The organism is Paenibacillus sp. Soil724D2, assembly GCF_001427935.1.
Classification (GTDB): Bacteria; Bacillota; Bacilli; order Paenibacillales; family NBRC-103111; genus Paenibacillus_E.
Map to the genome: position 1 here is coordinate 215,367 of NZ_LMRY01000059.1, position 19,656 is coordinate 235,022.

Consider the following 19,656-nt stretch of genomic DNA (forward strand, 5'->3'; position numbering starts at 1 on the left):
CCTTCCTATCGAACCACTTTCTTATTTGGATTCCAGAATTGTTTAAAAAAGAATGAACAGATTGCCAGCAAGATAATCATAAAGATTACAGCCATTGCGCTTGCAAAGCCCTCTTGATTGTATCTGGCTACCGATTTATAAATTAATGTGCTTACTAAGGAAGAGGAACCATTCGGACCGCCTTGTGTCATCACCCAAATAATATCAAAGGATTTAGCTGCATCAATCATACGTATGACAACTGCAACTAAAATGACCGGTTTTAAACTTGGCAGTGTGATATGCAAAAAGTTTTGAAACTTATTTGCTCCGTCCATGCGGGCAGCTTCGTATAAACTTTCAGGTATACCTTGTATGCCCGCTAATAATATCAACATCATAAATGGCGTGGTAAGCCATACATCGGCAATCATACAGGAAATTAAAGCCAACTTGCTGTCAGATAACCACAAGATACTTTGAGGATTCTTAATCAAGCCCAATTTGTATATAATTACATTTAAGATACCAAATTGGTCGTTTAGCATAAATTTCCATATTAAACCGCAAACCAAAGGAGAAATCATTAACGGACTCAACAGCAAAGTACGAATGATATTGGCGCCTTTAAACCCTGTACTTAGCAGAAGTGCAAGAAACATGCCCAATATTAACTCAATTGCAACTGCCCCTATCACATACACAATTGTATTGTTTAAGGATTGATAGAATGTGTCCGAAGTTAAAGCGTGAGAATAATGCCCTAGACCAATAAATTTTGAAGGATCTTCATCATCAAAAAAACTATCTTTAAAAAGCAACATCATTGGGTAAACAAAAAACAAGATCATGAAGACGAAAGCCGGTAGAAAAAATAAGAAAGAAAGCTTCTGATCTCTTAGGGACATATCCATCATCCTTTTGTGAGAATTGGAATTCGGTTAAAAAGGGGCTCGAACCTGAGCCCCTTTTTCCATTTATTTTCCTTGTATCTCGTTAATTTTTGCTGCGGCTCTGTTTAACGCTTCTTGCGGTGTTTCCTTTCCGGAGAGAGCTACTTGAATTGCAGAGACTAATGCTTCATTTTCGATTTCGTTCCAATGTGGCAATATTGGACGATTTTGTGTTTGGCTGGCAGCCAGTGTAGTTTCAAGCGCTTTCAGGTGTGCATATTCAGGTTTTTGGCCGTATTTGTCAAAGACCGATTTTCGTGCAGCCACTCCTAATGCTTTCATAAACAATTCATTTTTTTCATAAATAAATTTCACGTATTGTTTTGCGATATCTTGTTTTTTGGAAGTGCTCGGGATCACTTGATACCAAGGTCCTGGTACAACCCCTACCCCGGATTCTCCGGCAATCATAGGCGCCGCCCCCACTTTCCCAGCTACTTTCGATTTGGCTGGATCGTTAGAAGGGACAAAGAAATGAGCCCACTCAAGCATCATAGCCATTTTTCCATTCCAAAACATTTCAGAAATTTCAGAAGACGCCATGTTTAGTGCACCTTCTGGCGCAGACTTATCTTCACGTAAAATCTTTGTTTCAAATTCCAGAGCTTTTACATATGGCTCCGAGTTGACTAAGGCTTTATTATCTTTACCCACAACCAACGGTTTGGCTCCTGCTTGCGCGGCATGATCCAACCAACTGGCAACTGAATCCCCGTTATTCATTCCTAATACGCCTGTACCATATAGATCAGTTGCCCCATCATTATTCGTATCACGAGTAAAGAACTTGGCGACATCCCTGTATTGCTGCCAATTCGTAGGCGGCTTCAAATCATATCCATATTTAGCCTTAAATGCATCTTGTTCCTTCGGATCATTAAACAAATCGGTTCGATACAATAAAATTTTTGAGTTCGTCCAAACCGGCATGCCCAGAATTTTACCGTTCACTTTACCGCCATCGACTACATTAGGTACAAAATCATTTTTGACCTCATCCGTCATTAAGTCATCCATAGCTACCAAGTTTTTTGCCAAAGCAGGAAACCACAAGATATCGATCGTGGCAACATCGTATGCTCCTGAGTTAGCTTTCATTTCTACATTCAATTTGTCATAGACACCGATGTAGGGAACCGTTTCAATCTTCACTTCATAGCCAGTCTTTTGCTTAAATTCTTCCGCCGTTTGGCTGGCGACCGTATTGGCCGGACTTCCGCCCTCAACCAGAACCGTGATGGATTTATCCGACGAGCCAGATGCTCCTTTCTCAGAAGTTTGTTGTCCTTTATTGGACGCAGAGCTTTCAGGGTTCTTTTCATTACTAGAACATCCAACCAAAATCGCTGAAAAAGACATGCATAGTACAAGAACACCAGATAATAATTTACCTTTTAATTTCATAAAAAGTTACCCCCTCATTATTATTTAACAAATGGTAGTCCCCCTAAAGGACTATTAGATTGCCAAACGTTCATAGTAAGTTCCTCCAGGCAATCCCCCCAAGTAAAAGTAAAGATTATCCAAAATTGTGTTTTTCGAAAACGTTTGATTTTCTCGGGTAAACGTTTTCTTTTCTCAGGTAAACGTTTTCTTTTCCACAAAATCAATGATATACTAATATTCAAGCATTGTCGTTGGCTTAAATTATTATTAATTTGTCAAATATTTTGGTTGGAGGTTCATACTTGAACATACACAATCTGTCGCCCTATTTACGAATTGCTATGGATAGCTATGTCTCATTTCCTTGGTATTTGGAGGAAAGGGTATTATTTGACTATGAGATCCTTTATCTCAAAGAAGGCAGATTAAAAGTTACTGTTGAGGATGATGTTTATTTTGGAGAACCAGGTGACATCTTTTTCTTTCGCCCCAAACAAAGGCATTCGATTAGCAAAGTTGGAACAGATTTAGTTCGGCAACCCCATTTACATTTTGATTTGTTCTATCAAGAAGATAGTCACGATGTTAAAGTTTCTTTTAAAAAATTTGAAAATATGACGAAAGAAGAAATGAAGTGGTTCCGAAGCGACGAGATTGACGTATTAACTATTCCTTTAGCAAGTCATATACGCTTACGGCATCATTTAGTTATCGAGAAAATACTTTTTGAAATTATAAGAGAATTCCAAATGAAGCTGCCATTTTATGAATTGAATATGAAGGGATTATTTATTCAATTATTCACCGCATTATTACGCGAAAACTATTGGAACAGAAATCCTCACTTACTTTCCAATATCAATGAGCTGGAGCAAGTCAGAATTTTCTTAAAGCATAACACGGGTCAAAAGGTGACTTTAGATGAACTGGCCAAAATATCTGGAATCAGCAAGTACTATTTAATCACCCTGTTTAATCAAACATTTGGGATGAGTCCTATCCAATATCACCAATTAATGAGAATAGAAAAAGCCAGAGAGATGATCCAATTCACTAATGAACCTTTAAAACGAATTGCGGAACTTATCGGGTTTCCGGATATTCATTCTTTTAGTAAAGCATTCAAAAAAATAGAAGGCGTTAATCCTTCTTTTTATCGAAAAAAGAAACCATCTAGCTCATAATTATATAGCCTCTCGGCATTGATTAGGGTGAATACGAAATAGAGTCATAGGGCGTCTTGGGGAATAGCCTTAACTTAGACCATCTACGATATTGCAACGGATTGGGAGTAGATACGGAGCTGACCCTTGGTGAGCGGAAGCGCCCATTTCCCTCTTTATCGGTTCCGAATCGGATCATGCAAGGACACATCCTTGCGCGTTTTCTTCAACGAACGGCAGATGCATCAAAATCTCGTTCTCGATGCAGCGTTCCGCTAACGTTGCGAGTTTCGTTCCCTTGTTTGGCGAAAATGATTAGATCACCTTGATCAGCCCTATCGTCCGGGGAGGAGGGACTGCTGTTCTGTTCTTCTGTTCTTCTGTTCTTCTTCTCTCTTCTAGTTGGGTGACAAATAAGTTTTGAAGTGCAAGAAGCCAGCAAACACAAGGGTTTGCTGGCTTTTTCGTGAAAAACAAAATGACAAATGAAGTTTTGAAATGGTTTTATGGCCAAATTTACTGATTTACAAATTAGTTTTAAATTACTTCTGACAAAATAATTTTAAACAGATAGCTTCTTTAATGGTACGCTGCCATCAGCCGCACGTATGGACGGCTGCCGTCATGTCGTGATTGAGTTATCGTACATCATTACACGCATGAATCGCCCATGGTCGCATATCGGTTGATTTTCTGCAGCAAAACTTCTTTACTTTGTTGCCCAACCAATGTTTCCACTTGATAGCCATCTTTAAACAGCATTAAAGTTGGCACGCTCAACACACCGTATTCCGTGGCAAGTTCTTTTTCCTGATCGATATTAACTTTGGCAATGGTAGCTTGATATCTTACGTCTCGAGCCAGCTTCTCAGCAATGAGAAGCTGCTCTTGACAAGATTCGCTCTTAGGCGAATAAAAATCAACGAGCGTGATCCCATGATTTATCTGTCCTCGGAGTGTTTCTTTTATTAATGAAATAACCTCCACCCTTTTACCACCTTATGTTCGAAGTATTTTTATCATTTACCACACTGCTCGCTTGATTTATTGATAAGATTCTCTCTTGCGTCACCTTTTATTCCGTAAGCACTTGCTACACCTGTAAAAGCCCCGTAAGCAATAACTTGCCAAATACTGATTCGAAGTACCCGCTTCAATCCCCAGTAACTCCCTCGCGCTGCCACAATTAGCAATGTTGGAAGTAGGATTGCAGCATAAACGACAAACAAAATTGTAATTTCTAAACTACTGAGCTTATAATGCTCCCCATAAACAGGGAATGGAATGTACGTCGACGCACAAGACATAATAAGTACGATCAATAGCATTCTTTTCATTCAAGCTCTCCTTTTAAAATTAAGAAGAACTGATATTTTCCTTTATCCTGAGCAACTTCTTTTGCTGCTCCGGGTGATCTGTCAAAATCTAGTTTATTAGTTATCTAACATAACCTTTGCGACTTGGTCAGGAATATCCACTTGCAACCAGTGACCTGCTGGCAAAACATGCAGTTGCGGTTTTTTTAGAAGCGTAGTGAGATGTCTCGCAATACCATAGTTAAGGTACGGGTCATTTTCGCCCCAAATAAGTTTGACTGGCATATCAAGCTGCCACATCTTATTAATTCGTTTCGTATTTCTTGCAAGTTCATCAAAGTGTTGTGAAGTCATTTGTGCGAACGCTGGTCCAGAGCTCGGCTGCTGGCGGAAGTTGGCGTCTATTATAGGGCCAAGGAACTTTGAGTAGTATTCCTTCTGTTCCTCTATAAGATGCTCTTGGAATTTGCTTCTTTGGAATTGAAGGACCCATGCGAATTGTTCTGGGCTTCTAAGAATGGCTTGTGTGAGTGCTTTTAGATTAGTAGTGGCAAACAACTCGATGAATTCGGGATATTTTGCCGTTGGCGACTCCATATAAAAGGAGTTGAGTAGGCAAACGGAATCAACGTGCTGTGGATACTCGATGGCATAGTTGACCGCTGCTGGACCTGAGGAGTCGTGACCTACAGGTACGATTTTGTCTAGTTTCAAGGCCTCCACTACTGCATGCAGATCGCCTATTTGTTGTTCAAAACTATATTTCCCACCAACTGGTTTGTCAGATGCACCAAATCCTAGGAAGTCGAATACAACGACTCTACGACCGCCAGCTACCAGGTGAGGAACCAAGTCATCGTAAATATGCAAATTATCAGGGTATCCATGCATCAGTACAAATGCTGGACCTTTACCTGCGTAATCACGGACGTAGATACTACCTTGTCCACGGTCGATGCGTTGCTCTTGGAAGTTCGTATTCGTTGTTGTCATTTATTAACTCTCCTCTTGTTTTGTTGATTTACTCTAGTATGCCCTACAATAAAGTAAAGTTGAGAATATAGTCTCATATGCACACATATCACAAAATAGTCTCATATGCACGTATGTTACGTATCCATGAATTCTCTATTAACAAAGGCTGATGTATTAAAGCAGCCCGTTCATTTTATGTTAAAGGGAAGGTTAGTAATCTCATCCATCATATCCCTCATTGACTTGGCGTGATCGGTGCCGAAAAGCCTCTCAAATTCAGCTTGAGCACGATCCCATCCAGGTCTGCCGATTTCGACTCGTCTAAGACCTTCATCGGTTATTGAAATAATTCGGGCACGTCGATCTGATTCGCTAACCTCTATACGAACCAAACCATCGCGCTCAAGTGGCTTTAAATTATGTCCAATTGTAGCACGATCCATAGTCATCAGTTCGGCTAGTTCCATCATCGTCTTCGGGCCTCCAGTCTTAAGATAACCCAATATGGAGAATTGAGTCGCTCGCAGCCCTGCCCCAGACTCTGCTAGGTTGGTATCATAGAGACGTGTAATATGACGTTGAGCGCGTCTTAACTTCGTACAGTTACATAGCTCTGGGATATTGATATCTACCGGCATTTTTTCACCTCCTGAATCGTAACCTTATTGTGCTCAGTTCAGTAAATCAACTTGCTAAACAAATTTTAGTCTCATATGCACATAAACGCAAGAGGAAAATTTTCCTCAGCTTTATAGTCTTATTGTGACCACAAATTTTTCTACATATTCGTCAAAGATAAAATAAATTGAAAGGCATACTACTGATTATCATTTCAATTAACCAATTTGGTCTTATAATATCTTTTTACTTTAACCAAAAGATTGGTACTGACTTGGGTGATCGTTTGATTTGAAGGGGGTTAGTTAAACTATCCTCCCTCTATGGAAAAAACCATTACCTCTTAAATTGCTCTCATTTTCTCAGATTCTATGGAACTCCACTCGGGCTCATGACGGTCAACCCTCCCACATCTCGCAGAGTCTACGCTCACACATTTCTTCATTCAACCTGTCCATGAGATGGAGGTTAGATATGCTGCCCAGCCATCAGCCGCGGCAACCTGCTCCCTTATATTGAGCTAACGTTACTACGCTAGCGTAATGACCTCACTTGTTATCTATGGTACGGTTCACCGCGCTGTCTGTAGCGGCAAGTTTTTTGGTACTTTCAAAACCGTGATAAACCACGTTTTTTTGTTTTAGGTATTATTTACAACTAGTTTGCTGTATGTTAAGATATACGTAATTACGTAACTACGTATTTAAATAATTCGGTGAAAGGGTGATCCATTTGACAGTGTCTAGAGACTTCGGCGCAGAATTGGATAATTTAACAAAGCAATTGGGTGATCTTCAACAGCTAGTAAGTCAAATCGTAAATGATAGCGCGCCTAAAATATCTCGAAACCAGATAGTCGACAAAAGTTCCGTGTTAATCGAAATGAACAACAATGAATTGGAACTTGGCGAGGTTTTTTACTCAGGGCAATACCGTGGGGAGAAATGGCGGTACAGATGGGAACCCCAAGAAAGACGTGTTAGTCAATTGATGGATCTGGATGGCGAGAAAGTCGCCAAAGTTTTAGCAGCACTTGGTCACAAACAGCGCTTGGACATCCTTAGATCGGTGTTGAAAGAACCCCTTTCGGGTTCAGAAATTGTTGAACGTTTAAACATGGGGACAACCGGACAACTCTACCATCACATTAAAGCGTTGCTTGGGGCTGACCTCCTTGTCCAAGAAGAAAGAGGTGGAATGTACTCTCTTGCCTCCCACCGAGCACTACCACTACTTTTGTTACTAGCGGCGACTTCCGACTTACTTGATACAAGTGACTATATGGAATTAGCTGAAACAAGAAACAACGCTAGTGCCTATTTGGGTAACACTCAGGATGGTTACGACCCGCACCATCTTCTCTGGGCCGTGTTAGAGAATTCCATCCTAGAGCATCGAGCCGGATTTAGCAGCGAAGTAGGCATTTTCCTTCAAGGTGATGGTAGCATCACAGTTTCTGACAACGGGCGAGGAATCCCTGTTCAAGTCCTTCCGAACACAGAAAAATCCCGTGTGCAAGCAGTTCTCACTGAATTGAGCCATTTTACCAACGACTCTTTCGTTGCTCCGGGAGGAGAAAAAGGTATCAACATTGCGGTTGTTAATGCTCTCTCTCAAAAGCTTTCAATTGAAGTTCGTCGAGAAGGAAAAGTCTTCAGGCAAGACTATAAACATGGAATTCCTCAAACGGGTTTGTTGACAGTAGGTGTTACAAAAGAAACGGGAACAAGTGTTACTTTTCTACCAGATCAAGAAATTTTTAAATCCACTTTTGACAGGGATATTGTAGCGAAACGTATCCCTGAAATTTTTGCAACTTATCCCGACCTAACCATTCACTTTCACTGAGATTAAAATAACCTGTACCTGAAACAGCATGAGTGAAAAACATAATTATTTCTACGAGGCTCCTCATTTTGAGGGGCTATTTTCTTTTCAGGAGGAATGCAAGATGAGAATTTTCAAGACACAGCAGGATTTTGACGTACTGCGCCACGCCGAGGCACTTCTGGTGGCACTCCTCTATCAAGTCGAGAGCTACTATAACCAACTAATGGTTGAGCTTGAAGACGAAGCGGAGAGCGAATTTTACTTGGGCAGGCACGGCTACATTGTCGTTCTCGAAGCAGGAGACAATGTCCGTGACAGGGTTACATTTTAAGGATATTTCTTCAATCTCCAGATTACCCGGTTCACGAATCAACATGTTGAGTTGTAGAAAGTATGCTTCTTTCATTGTATGCGAGCTGAACCCCAGGATACGTTTGTCAGCTTCATACAGCATCCATAACTCCTTCAATGTCATAATAGAAACCCTCCCAAATATAAGTTATCTCTAGCTTTGCTAGAATTGGAAGGGTTTAATATTAACGCTTAAGTTGTGTGTTGTGCTAGCGTTTCCGTTAGTTCAATAGTTGAATGCTACTTTATATACTCTATTATGGATTTGAATGCCTGATACTCTTGAAAAAATTTAAGATAATCACCATTTGAAAATATAGCGGAAACAGATAAACGGAAAATAATTGCTCGAATAATCATTTCTTTATATAGTTCATTATCTGGAAGCAAATCTATCTCAGAAATATTGCTTCCTTGCCATGCTATACAATCACAAACCAAAATGGCTTCTGCATATTCTACTGGAGCAATTGTAGGAGAAAAATCAATCACTAAAGGACTCAAAACATGGTCAAAAAGAATATTTCCCGACAAATCACTATGAACAATCTGCACCTTATAGTGTTCTTTTAGGCTTACCCTACTTAGTAATTTATTAATAATTTCTTGTGTTTCTCTCGGTAATTCCCCTGGTAATTCATCTATTTGCCATGCTATACGATGACCCTTGGACCAAGGATTATCAGTATGAGGGAAGTTCCCAAAATCAATGGAAGATAGGTCACGATGAAATAACTTCGATACCAGAAGTTTTTCTTCAATTCGCCCTTTTACATCCTTACCTACCTCATACTGAGTGCAAGCCCATCCTTTACTTACGAAGGTACCGTATTTACTTCTAATAGGCTTTGATACTCTATAACCTTGAGGAATTATATTGTAAATAATATTCAGTAACCATTCAGAATGTTGTATGTCATCCACAGGTTTTAATACAGCATTACTGACTCTTACTGATGTATTCTGTCCGCCACTCAATGGCACAATATCCCCGCTAAGATGAAAAGAATTTATTATTTCTTCTGACAGCCCCATTGCTCACCTTCCTTACATACCAATTTTAAAGATGAATATGTATATCGTACGTTTGTCCTACGTGTGCCATGCGTCATACGATATCATCCAAAAGTATGCGTTCACCGTCGTACTAATATTTCATTATATCTCTTAAAGAATCCTGCCCGTTACTTGAATGAACAAAAAAAGGAGATGCCACGAGACAAGATTGCCTCTATGTTCTCATGTGAACGTGCGGTTGAAGGCGGGTTGGATGTGACGTTTACTGTTAAAGTGTTGGCGGGACCTCTTTCTGCTATAATCTGGCTGGCTTAAAGTTTTGAAAATTGCCCCAGAGCATCTTAATTATCTAGTAGACGTCCATTATCATTCCATTGACCGTACATTTTGTTTTCTCTAATATTTGTTATGAATTTGTCTAATCTGCTCCTGAACAATTCTGGCTGATTCTTATTGCTTTGTACCGTATCGATCCGAACTCTTGGACGGCTGAATTGGAGATTTCACTTCGTTCCCGCTTGGCTGGACCAACGACTCGCACTCCCTTTTTGTTACTCGTTTGTCACTAATATCTATAAAAATGAGTACACGCATACTTATTGTGGAAAGCTATAAAAAGGGTGATATCCAAAAAAATCGACATTACAAACCGATTTATGCGAGCAATTTTACTCGCGATATTCGAAACGGTGCAGCCAAGGAAGCAGCGAGCGCAGTATTTATCGTTGTGAGCTGGGCAAGGGACTCGTTGCTGACGGCAAACGATACAGCCAAACAAATCGTTGACCGAATTGTAAGCGAGGCTGCCGCACGAATTTACTCATAAAAGCAAAGGAGCTGTTACCAATTCGTATGTACAAACAACTTTCGATAAAACGCAAAACGTCATCTTACTGGCGAGTGACATTTCATAACCCTCCGATTAACCTTTTGGATCCGGATACGATATTTGAGTTTTCGACGCTTATGGATCAAATCGAGGTGGACCCGGAATTAAAAATTGTTGTATTCGATAGTGCTGATCCTGAATATTTTATCTCGCACTACGATTTGACGCGAGCTGGAGAAAAGCTAAAAACGCCGAAAGAGACTGAGCTTCCGGCGTGGTTAGATTTCATAACGCGCCTTGCCAAGGCATCAGTCGTAAGCATTGCTGAAATACGGGGACGAGCCCGGGGTGTGGGGAGCGAGTTTGCGCTTGCTTGCGATATGCGGTTCGCAAGCCTAGAAAAGGCTGTTTTCGGACAGTTTGAAGTGGGCGTAGGCTTCGTGCCTGGAGGTGGCGGCAATGAGATGCTGCCCCGATTGGTGGGCCGGTCCCGCGCCCTTGAAATCGTTCTTAGCGCAGACGATTACGACGCCGCAATGGCTGAGCGCTACGGGTGGATTAACAGATCGATTCCTGACGCCCAATTAACCGAATTCGCGGAAAATTTGGCGCAAAGAATATCCTCATTCAAGAAAGAAACATTAATAGAGGCTAAAACGCTTCTTAGCCGCAGCGGACTTCCGGAAGCTTCCGAATTACTAGAATCCCGCACAGCTTTCATCTCTGGGGTAATGTCCAGATATACGCAAGAAATATTGCCGAAAGTACTTGAGCGGGGCCTTAATCAACGAAGCGATTTCGAACTTCATTTAGGTCAACATCTGGGCAATGTAGATTAATAAACGACGAAAGTGGGTGTTCCGAATGTACATTGAAAATAAGTATTAGACTCGATTGCGATGCTAAGTCAGAGATTGACGGCAAATACGAAGAAGAGGATGAGAGATGTGAATCCAGTCATTGGTCTGGATGTTTCTAAAGGAGAAAAGCAGCCGAACGAAATCCGTTTAAAGAAGCCACGAGGACCAGCCACTTTGTTGAACTTTGGATATGTAAAGGAAAATGATCCACGAATTATCCCGTGGATCAACGATTATGTTTGTGCCGCCGAACAAGAAAAAAAACCCGCAGCATGAAGCATGCCGCAGGTCTCTAACTCGTATTACTTTAGATCGTTCCATGCCGAAGCTCAACTTAGGAACTGACATCCGTATCAATGATTTCATCCAGTTCTGAACTATGTTACTCCTTGATGTCCTCTACTGGATGTCATTGTATTTATCCTCCAAATTCGAAAGTTGATCTCCCTACTATATGATGATGCTATTTTCCACCATTATTCCACATAGAGCCTCATTGGTTCGTTTTCGCCTCATGGAATTGTGTAATCGACACCAACAGATTCAGCTACTGTTAATTGAATGGTTCGCTGAAATGTTTTTAAGCATCACCTGGTTGATCGTGTGTATTATTTTGTGCAGACTGGTCAGGCGATTTTCGAGTTCGAGATTGCAGTTCCTTATCTAGGGTTCGCTGAGATTTGGTTATCTTAGTTTTAGTTTTATCGGACATTGAGATTACCTCCTTTCTATCTTGATGAAATAAGCTAAAAAATTTAGCCTGTTAACTTTAGCACACCCCTTTGAGTAATTTGAAACATATATATTGTACTCACTTAGGAAGTAATATAAGCAGACACATTGTGCCAATCACTTAGTTGGTCGGCGAAATTAAACAATAATTTCTTACTGGGAACTAATGCTTTTCAAATGAGATTATTCTTACATAATCCGCCCTTAATCTCCACAAAATAAAGCACATTGAGAAAAAGAGTGATTTTATCCCATGGCAAATAACAGCACTTTACTCGTACCACAGGCTAAAGCGGCAATTAACCAACTAAAGTATGAAGTAGCTCAAGAATTGGGCATCCCTCTTCAGCCAAATGGCTACAATGGAAATCTCCTTACAAGGGATGCAGGCTCTATCGGAGGAACAATTACAAAGCGTCTTGTACAAATTGCTGAGCAGCAGTTAAATGGATTTAAACGCTAAATCAATAATGTAAGCCTAGTAAAAAAGACTACGATCACCTTTCGTTCAAACTGGCAAACCTTACATTGCTATCATTGAACAAACGTTTCCAGTTAGTGTAACGAATCATTGATTCATTCTTCGAAAGCTTACAGGTTCTTTCGCTTAACGTATCGCACGACCCAGAAAATTGCTGCATAAACCGTGAAAGTAATCACAGCCAATACGGGATACACGTATGGATCAATATGTATCAAGACGAAGTAAGAATCGTGATATTGAAAATCTTCTGGAGGCCCCTGCACGTTACCGAGATTAGTAATAGCTACAATTGCGAAAAACACAATCATCGGTACAGACAAGGATAAAAGTATCCCGGCAACCACGCTTTTCCTGCTCATTCAAATCTTTTCCTTTCCTCTAAAAACCTGCAGACTTACTTTGTGTAGATTGAGCTATCGTTCCCGTTAGTTTAATCTTCAAATATTGTTTTTAGTCCTCATTATAGTAACTAACTGATCTCTGAATAATCCAATTTCCTTGTAAATCCTTGTCATTATATAATTCATAGATATATTCTTTAGCCTTTACGCTCTTAATTCTACCTAGTGCTATTGCTAAAAGTATCCTGGCCCCTCTATCATCATCAGTGAAAATTTGCAATAAACTATCTTCATACTCCTTTAATAAGTTTATTGAAAAATCCTTGATATAGTCTGTTGCAGCCATAGCTGAGTCACCGAAATCGTCAAAATCTCCTGCAATCTCAACTAAGATCTTTAACATTTCCTTGTTCTCCTCGGTAATTTTCTCCTTAAAGTAAAGTTCTGCTTCTTTGGATGAATGTACTGAAAGTATTAAGAGCTCTTTAATATCAGAAGTTCTAAAAACTCCTTTATCCAGGATTGTTCTCGCCAATACATCATAGTTATTTTTCATTTTTCTACTCTTTTCTGATGTTTTTAAGCCAAACTTTATATTGGCAATTTCGTAACCCTCTGTTATTTCGTCACTAATGACTAATTCCCTTTTGTCTAATGAGCGCTGCGTTAAACTGCCCGTTAGTTCAATGACGCTCTGCCAGTCTAATACTTTATTTCCCTAATCTAGAACTTTATTTTCTCAGTCTAATACTTTATTTTCACTAAAATCGTGTCCTGTGTTTTCATTCTATGGGGGCATCTTTTACCTATGTCAGGATTTGAGTTAATTATAATTAATCTTTCCCTATATTGTGAATGATCTTAATGTTATGATTCTGTTGCTGTAAAAATAAATCGTAACGAGGTGAGGACAATGAAAACAAAAAAATATACGTCTTATCCTCATGTTGCTTTTTAGTTATTCTTTTACGAATACATTAGGCTCTGAGGGTAGGATTCACTCTCAGGGCTTTTATATTTAGGCAGAAGGAACGTTTAAGCTTTCTTGCCGGTCTATGACAGCCACTTACGGAGTGGCTGTTATTTTTTTTGGACAAAAGGCTGGTCAAGTCAACAATAGTGCTATTTTGAAATTGGTTAGGATTTAATCGTTTGTTTACAAATTGATCTGAACTCTGTTAGGGGGAATATGTATTGAACTTGAATTACTTAGGATGGAATTCATTTTTCGCGGAAAATTCCCGTTATTCACCGCTTTCCAAATATGAAAGGATGATGCTTTATTAAAAGACTAGCTCAATATTTTCGCTCATTACAATCCGTACAGTCATCTTACAGTATGATTTATGAGGGTTCATACTATGATCAAGGGGGGACGATATCTGACCCAACCTATTGGAATAATGATGTTGCCTATTACATTGAACGGACACATAAACTCACACTGGATAAACCATGTATTACCATAAAAATACCATTTGACCGTCTCGGCTTAGATGAAAATATGGATCAAGTTGTTCTCTCAGATTTTGTATTAAGAAAATGGGTTGATCATATTGAGGCATTAAATAAATTGATTTATAACCGGTCACGTTCTGATAAAGAAAATGGTGCTTTTTATTGTTTTCGTCCAACCAATGTGGTGTTGAAACGTAATGCATCCTTTGTCGAAGTCATCTCGGAAAAATGGTATCTATGCTTAATGATTACAGTTCAACTTCCATTCAAGAATAATGATAAAGCTATGCGCATGCTCTGCAAAATGCTTCCAAAAGAAGTGGAGGAGTTAATTGCCAAGTTTGATCTCATCAAATTAAATGCTGCCTATGAATTGGTAAAAAAAACAAAATATGATTCGCGAATGGCTGAAATCCAGTGATTATTGTGCGTTTATTGCGAATGGCAGCATTTTGCCAAGAAATAAAGACAACAGCGGGCCACTGGAGGGTGCCTTGCCTTTTACATCCCCGGAAGATATTGAAGTTGAAATTTGTGGTTTACGAGGAATGGGAATAAAACAGGGTGTGACGGTCATCACCGGCGGTGGTTATTCGGGTAAAAGCACATTGCTGGATGCACTAAATTCGGGGATTTACAATCACAGCATAGGTGACGGACGAGAATTTGTGATTACAGATCAAAGTGCAATGGAAATATCTGCAGAGGAAGGCCGTTCTATAAAAAATATCAATATTACGCCTTTCATAAAATGGATACCCAATAGTTCAGCTGAACAGTTTTCGACTGACTACGCCTCCGGTTCCACATCTCAAGCCGCAAATATTATGGAGGCAATCAACGTCGGGTGTAAGCTTCTTCTTATTGATGAAGACAGAAGTGCGACGAATTTTATGATTCAAGACATCAAAATGCGTTCATTAATCAAGCATGAACCCATAACACCTTTTACGGAACGTGTCAGGGAGCTTTATGAGGCTGTTGGCGTATCTTCCGTTCTTGTTATTGGAGGTAGCGGTGAATTTTTATCCGTTGCCGATCAAATCATCCTGATGGACAATTTTGTGCCAATAAACGTAACCCAGGAAGCAAAAAAATTATGTGAACACGACAAACCACGCGAACGTATCCCCCTTACAAAATGGGAGATAGAAAGAAAAATAACCACCGATCACTTTTCGAGCTATCCACAGGGCAGTGGTACAGAAAAGCTGATGGTTTCAACCATGGGATACATGATGATAGGTGATGAACAAATTGATATCAGAGGGCTTTACAATATCACATCACACGCCCAGCTTGCAGCTATTGCCTTTTTAATTCGAAAAATCGCTATAAGTAATCAGGATCGCCTCATCTTTCTTCATGAAAAGATCAAAAAAGCTCTCGAAGATATGGAGAGAGAAGGAGTGGATATTGTATTTTCTTCCTTTTTTCCTGGTTTCGAAAGATGGCTTGAATTGCCAAGAATTAATGAAGTATTATCTGTCATAAACCGAATGAAACATTTGAATTTTATTCAGCTTGAGCCCTCTGAACACCTCTAATTACGCCATAAATATACGTTTATCCAATTAGGAGACGGATTGAAGTGAAGGATGGCTGTAGGAGAGACTCTGTGCTAACCTAAACAAAGGCCCCGCTCGATATGAGCAGGGCCTTGTCCGTGATAAAGAAGGAAATCAAGGAAATATGGATTGGACTCACTCAAAACCAACGTATGGAACAACAACCCGTAAAATGACAGGTTTCTTTGGAATTTCTAAATTTGGATAGGATAATCACAGCTGTTGATATCAGCTGTTCAATGTAATTGAGCGAAGGTATTCGAGAAACGAATCAACTATGCTGCCCGTTAACATAATGAAGCTGCCGATCGTGCCGGCAGCTTATCCCTTGATAACCTTAACCTCCTTTGCTAGATAACTTTTCATTAGACGAAATAGGATCATCACTATGTTCCACATGTTCTTCGTGACCATTTCATCCATGTCTTGAAATACACGTTTCATCTTTGTTTGCAATATTCACTATAATTGTTTTTTTCAGAAGAATGCTTTCATTTATAGTTCGTCACTTTTAATTTTACATTTGAGTAATTGGAAAAATCACCAACTTCACCAGCATTAACAACTCTAATTTCGCCTGTAGAAATTGTTTGTTTGTAATCTGATGAATTAGCTCTCTGAGATCCTAACGCTGTTCCAATCAACTTTTCATTTGTGTCGTAAAAACTCAAGCTAAAATCTATTTCATGTTCAGTAATTGCGGCATCATTTAAATGATCAACTGATAGAAGTCCATGAATTCCTGTATAACCACCGTCTAAATAGAGATCTAGCAGACTAAAATGTACATTTGGATACTTACTGTCAGTAAGTATTTTCATATTTGATGAAAAATGATTGATTACTATTTCTTTGTTAACATCGTTATAATCAACAGAAGCACCTAGTTGCTCTGCGAGGAAACGAACAGGGACATAAGCACTACCGTTATAATTAAGAACGGAATAACCTTTGTCCATAGTTTTACTGTGACCATTAATTGTAAAATATGCTTCAAATAAATATGCCTGTATTGAATCAGAAGCTGCAACAACTGAAGTTAATGAAAGAATTCCCCCTACAACTATACCCATAATAAATTTTTTCATGTGATAACCTCCATAGGTTTATGGAAATTAATCACCATTGCGGTCTTATCGTCTGATTTCTTAAAGCGAATATGTTGAATACACTCAGGATCGCTATCCTCAAGTTCTATTAATTCTTGAGTATAAGGTTTTATACCTTTATTCAATATTCTTTGCGCAACAAAGCTCCAATACGAACTCTGTTCGGGTACGATATTTGTTGGTAAAAACATCCCATCAGTCAACAAAATGATATGTTTTAAATACGTCAGATTAATTTTCCCGTATTCGAAAAAACGAACTGCATCCTTTTCCCCATTTAAAACCCCGTAACCACCATCTGTATTAGCGCGATATCGGTTCTTTCTTATTGTATCAACTACGGTTTCATGAAGCTCTTTCTGGCTTTTTAAGCCTTTTGTTATTCCTTCCTGCCATTTAGCGAATGCTGGAGCTTCTAAGTGAGAAACTTGTCTCCATGTTAATGGGCGAACCTCTTCATTAGCATACACGGCTAGAATCATGCAATCCCCTGTCTGTATGAACTCCACACCATCATCCTGAATACGAACGATTGCCAATGCCGCTCCCCAGAGTTCTTCCTTTTTCTCCAGATCAATATTAGCGAGCACCATTTGTTCCCTAAGAAGATCATTCACCTCAATCATGTGGTCCTTTAAACTTCTAGGATCAGTAACAGATTCGAAGTAGTTTTTCACCAGATTCGCCGCAATAAAACCGCCAGTTTCCTTTTTGGAATTTAGATAGGGTACCAAGGAAGATACACCATCCAAAGCTCCATACAAATTTGCTTTCGGATGCATAATAATAGCATCCTCATTTAGTACCCCAACGCCTTTCTTGGTGATCACCTCATAAGTAACATTCAAGTTGTTCACCCCTTTCTCAAATTAATCTGTAATATCCTCGATCTATTTTACCATTTTCTCCACTACCAAGTATTGGAACTATACTGCCTATTAGTTGAATGAGCAAAAAAAAGGAGCTGCAGCGAGGCAAGCTCCTTCACTATCATTCCTCGTTAGTTCAACGTTTCTTTGCCAATTCTATAACCGAATGAATGAATGGTGCTTTCAGAAGACACCAATTATAACGGCATGAGCGTATTCCACCTAATTCCGATTAGCGTAGCGACTTGAATGCGGCGCGGAGTTCTGCAGTGAAAAGTTCAGGCTGCTCCCACGCCGCGAAGTGTCCGCCCTTGTCGAGCTTGTTGTAATACATGAGTTTGGGATACGCCCGCTCTGCCCAACTCTTAGGTGCTTGATAGAGCTCGTCAGGAAAGACGCTCACGGCAACCGGGATGGAGACGCCCTTGACGGTGAAAAAGGGGTACTTGTTCTCCCAGTAGAGACGAGCCGAAGAAATCGCCGTGTTAGTCAGCCAGTAGAGCGTGATGTTGTCGAGGACATCGTCTCGCGTAAGGCCTCCGGGGTGTCCGGCAAAGGCCTTCGAGATCAGCTCCAGACTACGCGCGTCATGGTCAATCATAAAGGCTGCCAGACCGACGGGCGAATCCGCCAGTCCGGTCAGCGTCTGCGGGCGCGTCCCCATCAATTGGGCGTAGCCGCTGTGCTTGTAAAAGAAGTCCAGCTGCTTGTACGCGCGCTTTTCGTCATCTGAGAGACCGGAGGGCGGCGGGCTATCGCACTTGAGCGACTTATCAATGTAGGCCGGAACCGTGCCAGGCATGTTGGAGTGAATGCCAACCAGTCCCGGAGGCGCCTGTACAGCCATCAAGTCCGTGACTAGCGCACCCCAGTCGCCTCCCTGCGCCACATACTTTGTGTATCCAAGGCGCTTCATCAGCTCTGCCCAGGCACGTGCTATGTGGTCGGGATCCCAGCCGATCGTGGTTGGCTTGCCCGAAAATCCGTAGCCAGGCATCGATGGAATCACCAGATCGAAGGCGTCCGATGCCTTCCCGCCATATGCCGTAGGATTGGTAAGCGGCTCGATAATCTTCAGCAACTCGATGATCGAGCCGGGCCATCCGTGCGTGACGATGAGCGGCATAGCACCTTTATGCTTCGAACGAACGTGAATGAAGTGAATGTCCAGACCATCGATCTCGGTGATGAACTGCGGAAGGGCGTTCAGCTTCACCTCGATCTTGCGCCAGTCGTAATCTGTCGCCCAATAGCGCGCGAGTTCCTGAATCGTCGCGAGCTGCACGCCTTGCGATTGATCCGAGACCGTTTCCTTATCAGGCCATTTTGTCGTGTTTATGCGCCTGCGCAATTCAGTAAGTTCCGCTTCCGGAACATTCACATGAAACGGACGAATGGCGTTCTTGTCTGTAGGTAGCTTTTTTATCTCCTTTTGATTAGTTTTTGAATTTTGGGGATTTGCTTGCGGATTCCCGCCTTTTGCATTGGCATTAGTACCGCAGACCGTCAATCCTAAGGACAGGACCAAAATCATTGCCAAACGAAACCAGTATCTGCTGCTCATAAGTAGTAACGCTCCAATCGGAAAGTTTTTTATGGATACCCTTCCGTTAGATTCCATCCGAAGTACAATTCTTATTCCATTTTTCGGAGTAAATGCTGAAACACCCAGCAGTCTAATACTTTATTTACTAACTTTAGGGATTACGAAAAGAACATTGGCTTAAACCCCCAATACTTATTTCCCCGCAGCGAGGTATATGTGTGGTGGACATTTTGTCTAAATCATTCCATTAGGAGCCGGATGTAAGAGGTGTG

Annotated in this window: 21 protein-coding genes and 2 pseudogenes; 9 read left to right on the top strand and 14 right to left on the bottom strand. The window is 40.6% G+C overall.

Translation table 11 applies throughout. The features are described 5' to 3' along the window. Window positions 1-5 precede the first annotated feature (5 nt). Together ASG85_RS34500 and ASG85_RS34505 are read right to left on the bottom strand one after the other, a co-directional pair. Complete coding sequence (locus ASG85_RS34500; RefSeq protein ID WP_060649250.1) at window positions 6-887, bottom strand: carbohydrate ABC transporter permease; 882 nt, start codon at window positions 885-887, stop codon at window positions 6-8. Between the two features lie 69 nt (window positions 888-956). After that, window positions 957-2,336, bottom strand: coding sequence for an ABC transporter substrate-binding protein (locus tag ASG85_RS34505; RefSeq protein WP_060649251.1), 1,380 nt, complete (start codon window positions 2,334-2,336; stop codon window positions 957-959). A 284-nt stretch (window positions 2,337-2,620) separates the two neighbouring features. Between ASG85_RS34505 and ASG85_RS34510 the strand changes: the two genes are divergently transcribed. Further along, a complete protein-coding gene (locus ASG85_RS34510) occupies window positions 2,621-3,502 on the top strand; it encodes an AraC family transcriptional regulator (RefSeq protein ID WP_057307785.1) in 882 nt (293 codons plus the stop codon). A gap of 145 nt (window positions 3,503-3,647) precedes the next feature. On the opposite strand, the pseudogene ASG85_RS37470 reads toward ASG85_RS34510, so the two are convergent. The 5 genes and pseudogenes from ASG85_RS37470 to ASG85_RS34530 form a co-directional block, all read right to left on the bottom strand. Continuing rightward, window positions 3,648-3,823, bottom strand: a pseudogene (locus ASG85_RS37470) (RNA polymerase subunit sigma-70); the annotation flags it as partial. Between the two features lie 309 nt (window positions 3,824-4,132). Continuing rightward, window positions 4,133-4,468, bottom strand: coding sequence for a thioredoxin family protein (locus ASG85_RS34515; RefSeq protein ID WP_060649252.1), 336 nt, complete (start codon window positions 4,466-4,468; stop codon window positions 4,133-4,135). Window positions 4,469-4,500: 32 nt separating this feature from the next. Beyond that, entirely contained in the window at window positions 4,501-4,818 is a 318-nt protein-coding gene (locus ASG85_RS34520; protein ID WP_060649253.1) for a hypothetical protein, read from the bottom strand. Window positions 4,819-4,914: 96 nt separating this feature from the next. Next, window positions 4,915-5,790 carry an alpha/beta fold hydrolase gene (locus ASG85_RS34525; protein ID WP_060649254.1) on the bottom strand — a complete coding sequence of 292 codons (876 nt, stop codon included), beginning with the start codon at window positions 5,788-5,790 and terminating at the stop codon, window positions 4,915-4,917. A gap of 170 nt (window positions 5,791-5,960) precedes the next feature. Then, window positions 5,961-6,410, bottom strand: coding sequence for a MarR family winged helix-turn-helix transcriptional regulator (locus tag ASG85_RS34530; RefSeq protein WP_057307790.1), 450 nt, complete (start codon window positions 6,408-6,410; stop codon window positions 5,961-5,963). A 718-nt stretch (window positions 6,411-7,128) separates the two neighbouring features. On the opposite strand from ASG85_RS34530, the gene ASG85_RS34535 reads away from it, so the two are divergent. Continuing rightward, the gene (locus ASG85_RS34535; RefSeq protein WP_060649344.1) at window positions 7,129-8,238 is read left to right on the top strand and encodes an ATP-binding protein; all 1,110 of its coding nucleotides are present in this window, start codon (window positions 7,129-7,131) and stop codon (window positions 8,236-8,238) included. A 103-nt stretch (window positions 8,239-8,341) separates the two neighbouring features. Further along, entirely contained in the window at window positions 8,342-8,551 is a 210-nt protein-coding gene (locus tag ASG85_RS34540) for a hypothetical protein (RefSeq protein WP_060649255.1), read from the top strand. A 260-nt stretch (window positions 8,552-8,811) separates the two neighbouring features. On the opposite strand, the gene ASG85_RS34545 is transcribed toward ASG85_RS34540, so the two are convergent. Continuing rightward, on the bottom strand, window positions 8,812-9,606 hold the full coding sequence (locus tag ASG85_RS34545; RefSeq protein ID WP_060649256.1) for a hypothetical protein: 795 nt from the start codon (window positions 9,604-9,606) through the stop codon (window positions 8,812-8,814). Window positions 9,607-9,929: 323 nt separating this feature from the next. After that, window positions 9,930-10,070, bottom strand: a pseudogene (locus ASG85_RS37475) (thymidylate synthase); the annotation flags it as partial. A gap of 98 nt (window positions 10,071-10,168) precedes the next feature. Here ASG85_RS37475 and ASG85_RS34550 point away from each other — a divergent pair. The 4 genes from ASG85_RS34550 to ASG85_RS34565 all read left to right on the top strand — a co-directional run bounded on the left by ASG85_RS34550 (window position 10,169) and on the right by ASG85_RS34565 (window position 12,472). Further along, window positions 10,169-10,414: a hypothetical protein gene (locus ASG85_RS34550; RefSeq protein ID WP_156397055.1), complete on the top strand. Its 246-nt coding sequence runs from the start codon at window positions 10,169-10,171 to the stop codon at window positions 10,412-10,414. A gap of 26 nt (window positions 10,415-10,440) precedes the next feature. Then, window positions 10,441-11,256, top strand: coding sequence for an enoyl-CoA hydratase/isomerase family protein (locus tag ASG85_RS34555; RefSeq protein ID WP_060649258.1), 816 nt, complete (start codon window positions 10,441-10,443; stop codon window positions 11,254-11,256). A 108-nt stretch (window positions 11,257-11,364) separates the two neighbouring features. Next, window positions 11,365-11,553, top strand: a complete 189-nt coding sequence (locus tag ASG85_RS34560; protein ID WP_060649259.1) for a hypothetical protein — start codon at window positions 11,365-11,367, stop codon at window positions 11,551-11,553. Window positions 11,554-12,262: 709 nt separating this feature from the next. Beyond that, complete coding sequence (locus tag ASG85_RS34565; RefSeq protein ID WP_057307795.1) at window positions 12,263-12,472, top strand: alpha/beta-type small acid-soluble spore protein; 210 nt, start codon at window positions 12,263-12,265, stop codon at window positions 12,470-12,472. Window positions 12,473-12,600: 128 nt separating this feature from the next. On the opposite strand, the gene ASG85_RS34570 is transcribed toward ASG85_RS34565, so the two are convergent. Together ASG85_RS34570 and ASG85_RS34575 are read right to left on the bottom strand one after the other, a co-directional pair. Beyond that, window positions 12,601-12,852, bottom strand: a complete 252-nt coding sequence (locus ASG85_RS34570) for a hypothetical protein (protein WP_057307796.1) — start codon at window positions 12,850-12,852, stop codon at window positions 12,601-12,603. Window positions 12,853-12,943: 91 nt separating this feature from the next. Further along, on the bottom strand, window positions 12,944-13,390 hold the full coding sequence (locus ASG85_RS34575; RefSeq protein WP_060649260.1) for a hypothetical protein: 447 nt from the start codon (window positions 13,388-13,390) through the stop codon (window positions 12,944-12,946). Between the two features lie 783 nt (window positions 13,391-14,173). On the opposite strand from ASG85_RS34575, the gene ASG85_RS39680 reads away from it, so the two are divergent. Continuing rightward, on the top strand, window positions 14,174-14,713 hold the full coding sequence (locus ASG85_RS39680) for an ABC-ATPase domain-containing protein (RefSeq protein WP_060649261.1): 540 nt from the start codon (window positions 14,174-14,176) through the stop codon (window positions 14,711-14,713). Next, window positions 14,685-15,839 (top strand): P-loop domain-containing protein, encoded by a 1,155-nt coding sequence (locus tag ASG85_RS34585; protein ID WP_060649262.1) that lies wholly within the window; start codon window positions 14,685-14,687, stop codon window positions 15,837-15,839. The genes ASG85_RS39680 and ASG85_RS34585 overlap by 29 nt, the downstream gene beginning before the upstream one ends. 512 nt (window positions 15,840-16,351) lie before the next feature. Here the strand turns inward: ASG85_RS34585 and ASG85_RS34590 are convergent. From ASG85_RS34590 to ASG85_RS34600, 3 genes are all read right to left on the bottom strand, one after another. After that, the gene (locus tag ASG85_RS34590) at window positions 16,352-16,948 is read right to left on the bottom strand and encodes a stalk domain-containing protein (protein WP_060649263.1); all 597 of its coding nucleotides are present in this window, start codon (window positions 16,946-16,948) and stop codon (window positions 16,352-16,354) included. Beyond that, window positions 16,945-17,826: a protein phosphatase 2C domain-containing protein gene (locus ASG85_RS34595; protein WP_060649264.1), complete on the bottom strand. Its 882-nt coding sequence runs from the start codon at window positions 17,824-17,826 to the stop codon at window positions 16,945-16,947. Before ASG85_RS34595 ends, ASG85_RS34590 begins: the two co-directional genes overlap by 4 nt. Before the next feature lie 244 nt (window positions 17,827-18,070). Continuing rightward, complete coding sequence (locus ASG85_RS34600; RefSeq protein ID WP_082588345.1) at window positions 18,071-19,402, bottom strand: epoxide hydrolase family protein; 1,332 nt, start codon at window positions 19,400-19,402, stop codon at window positions 18,071-18,073. Window positions 19,403-19,656: the final 254 nt, after the last annotated feature.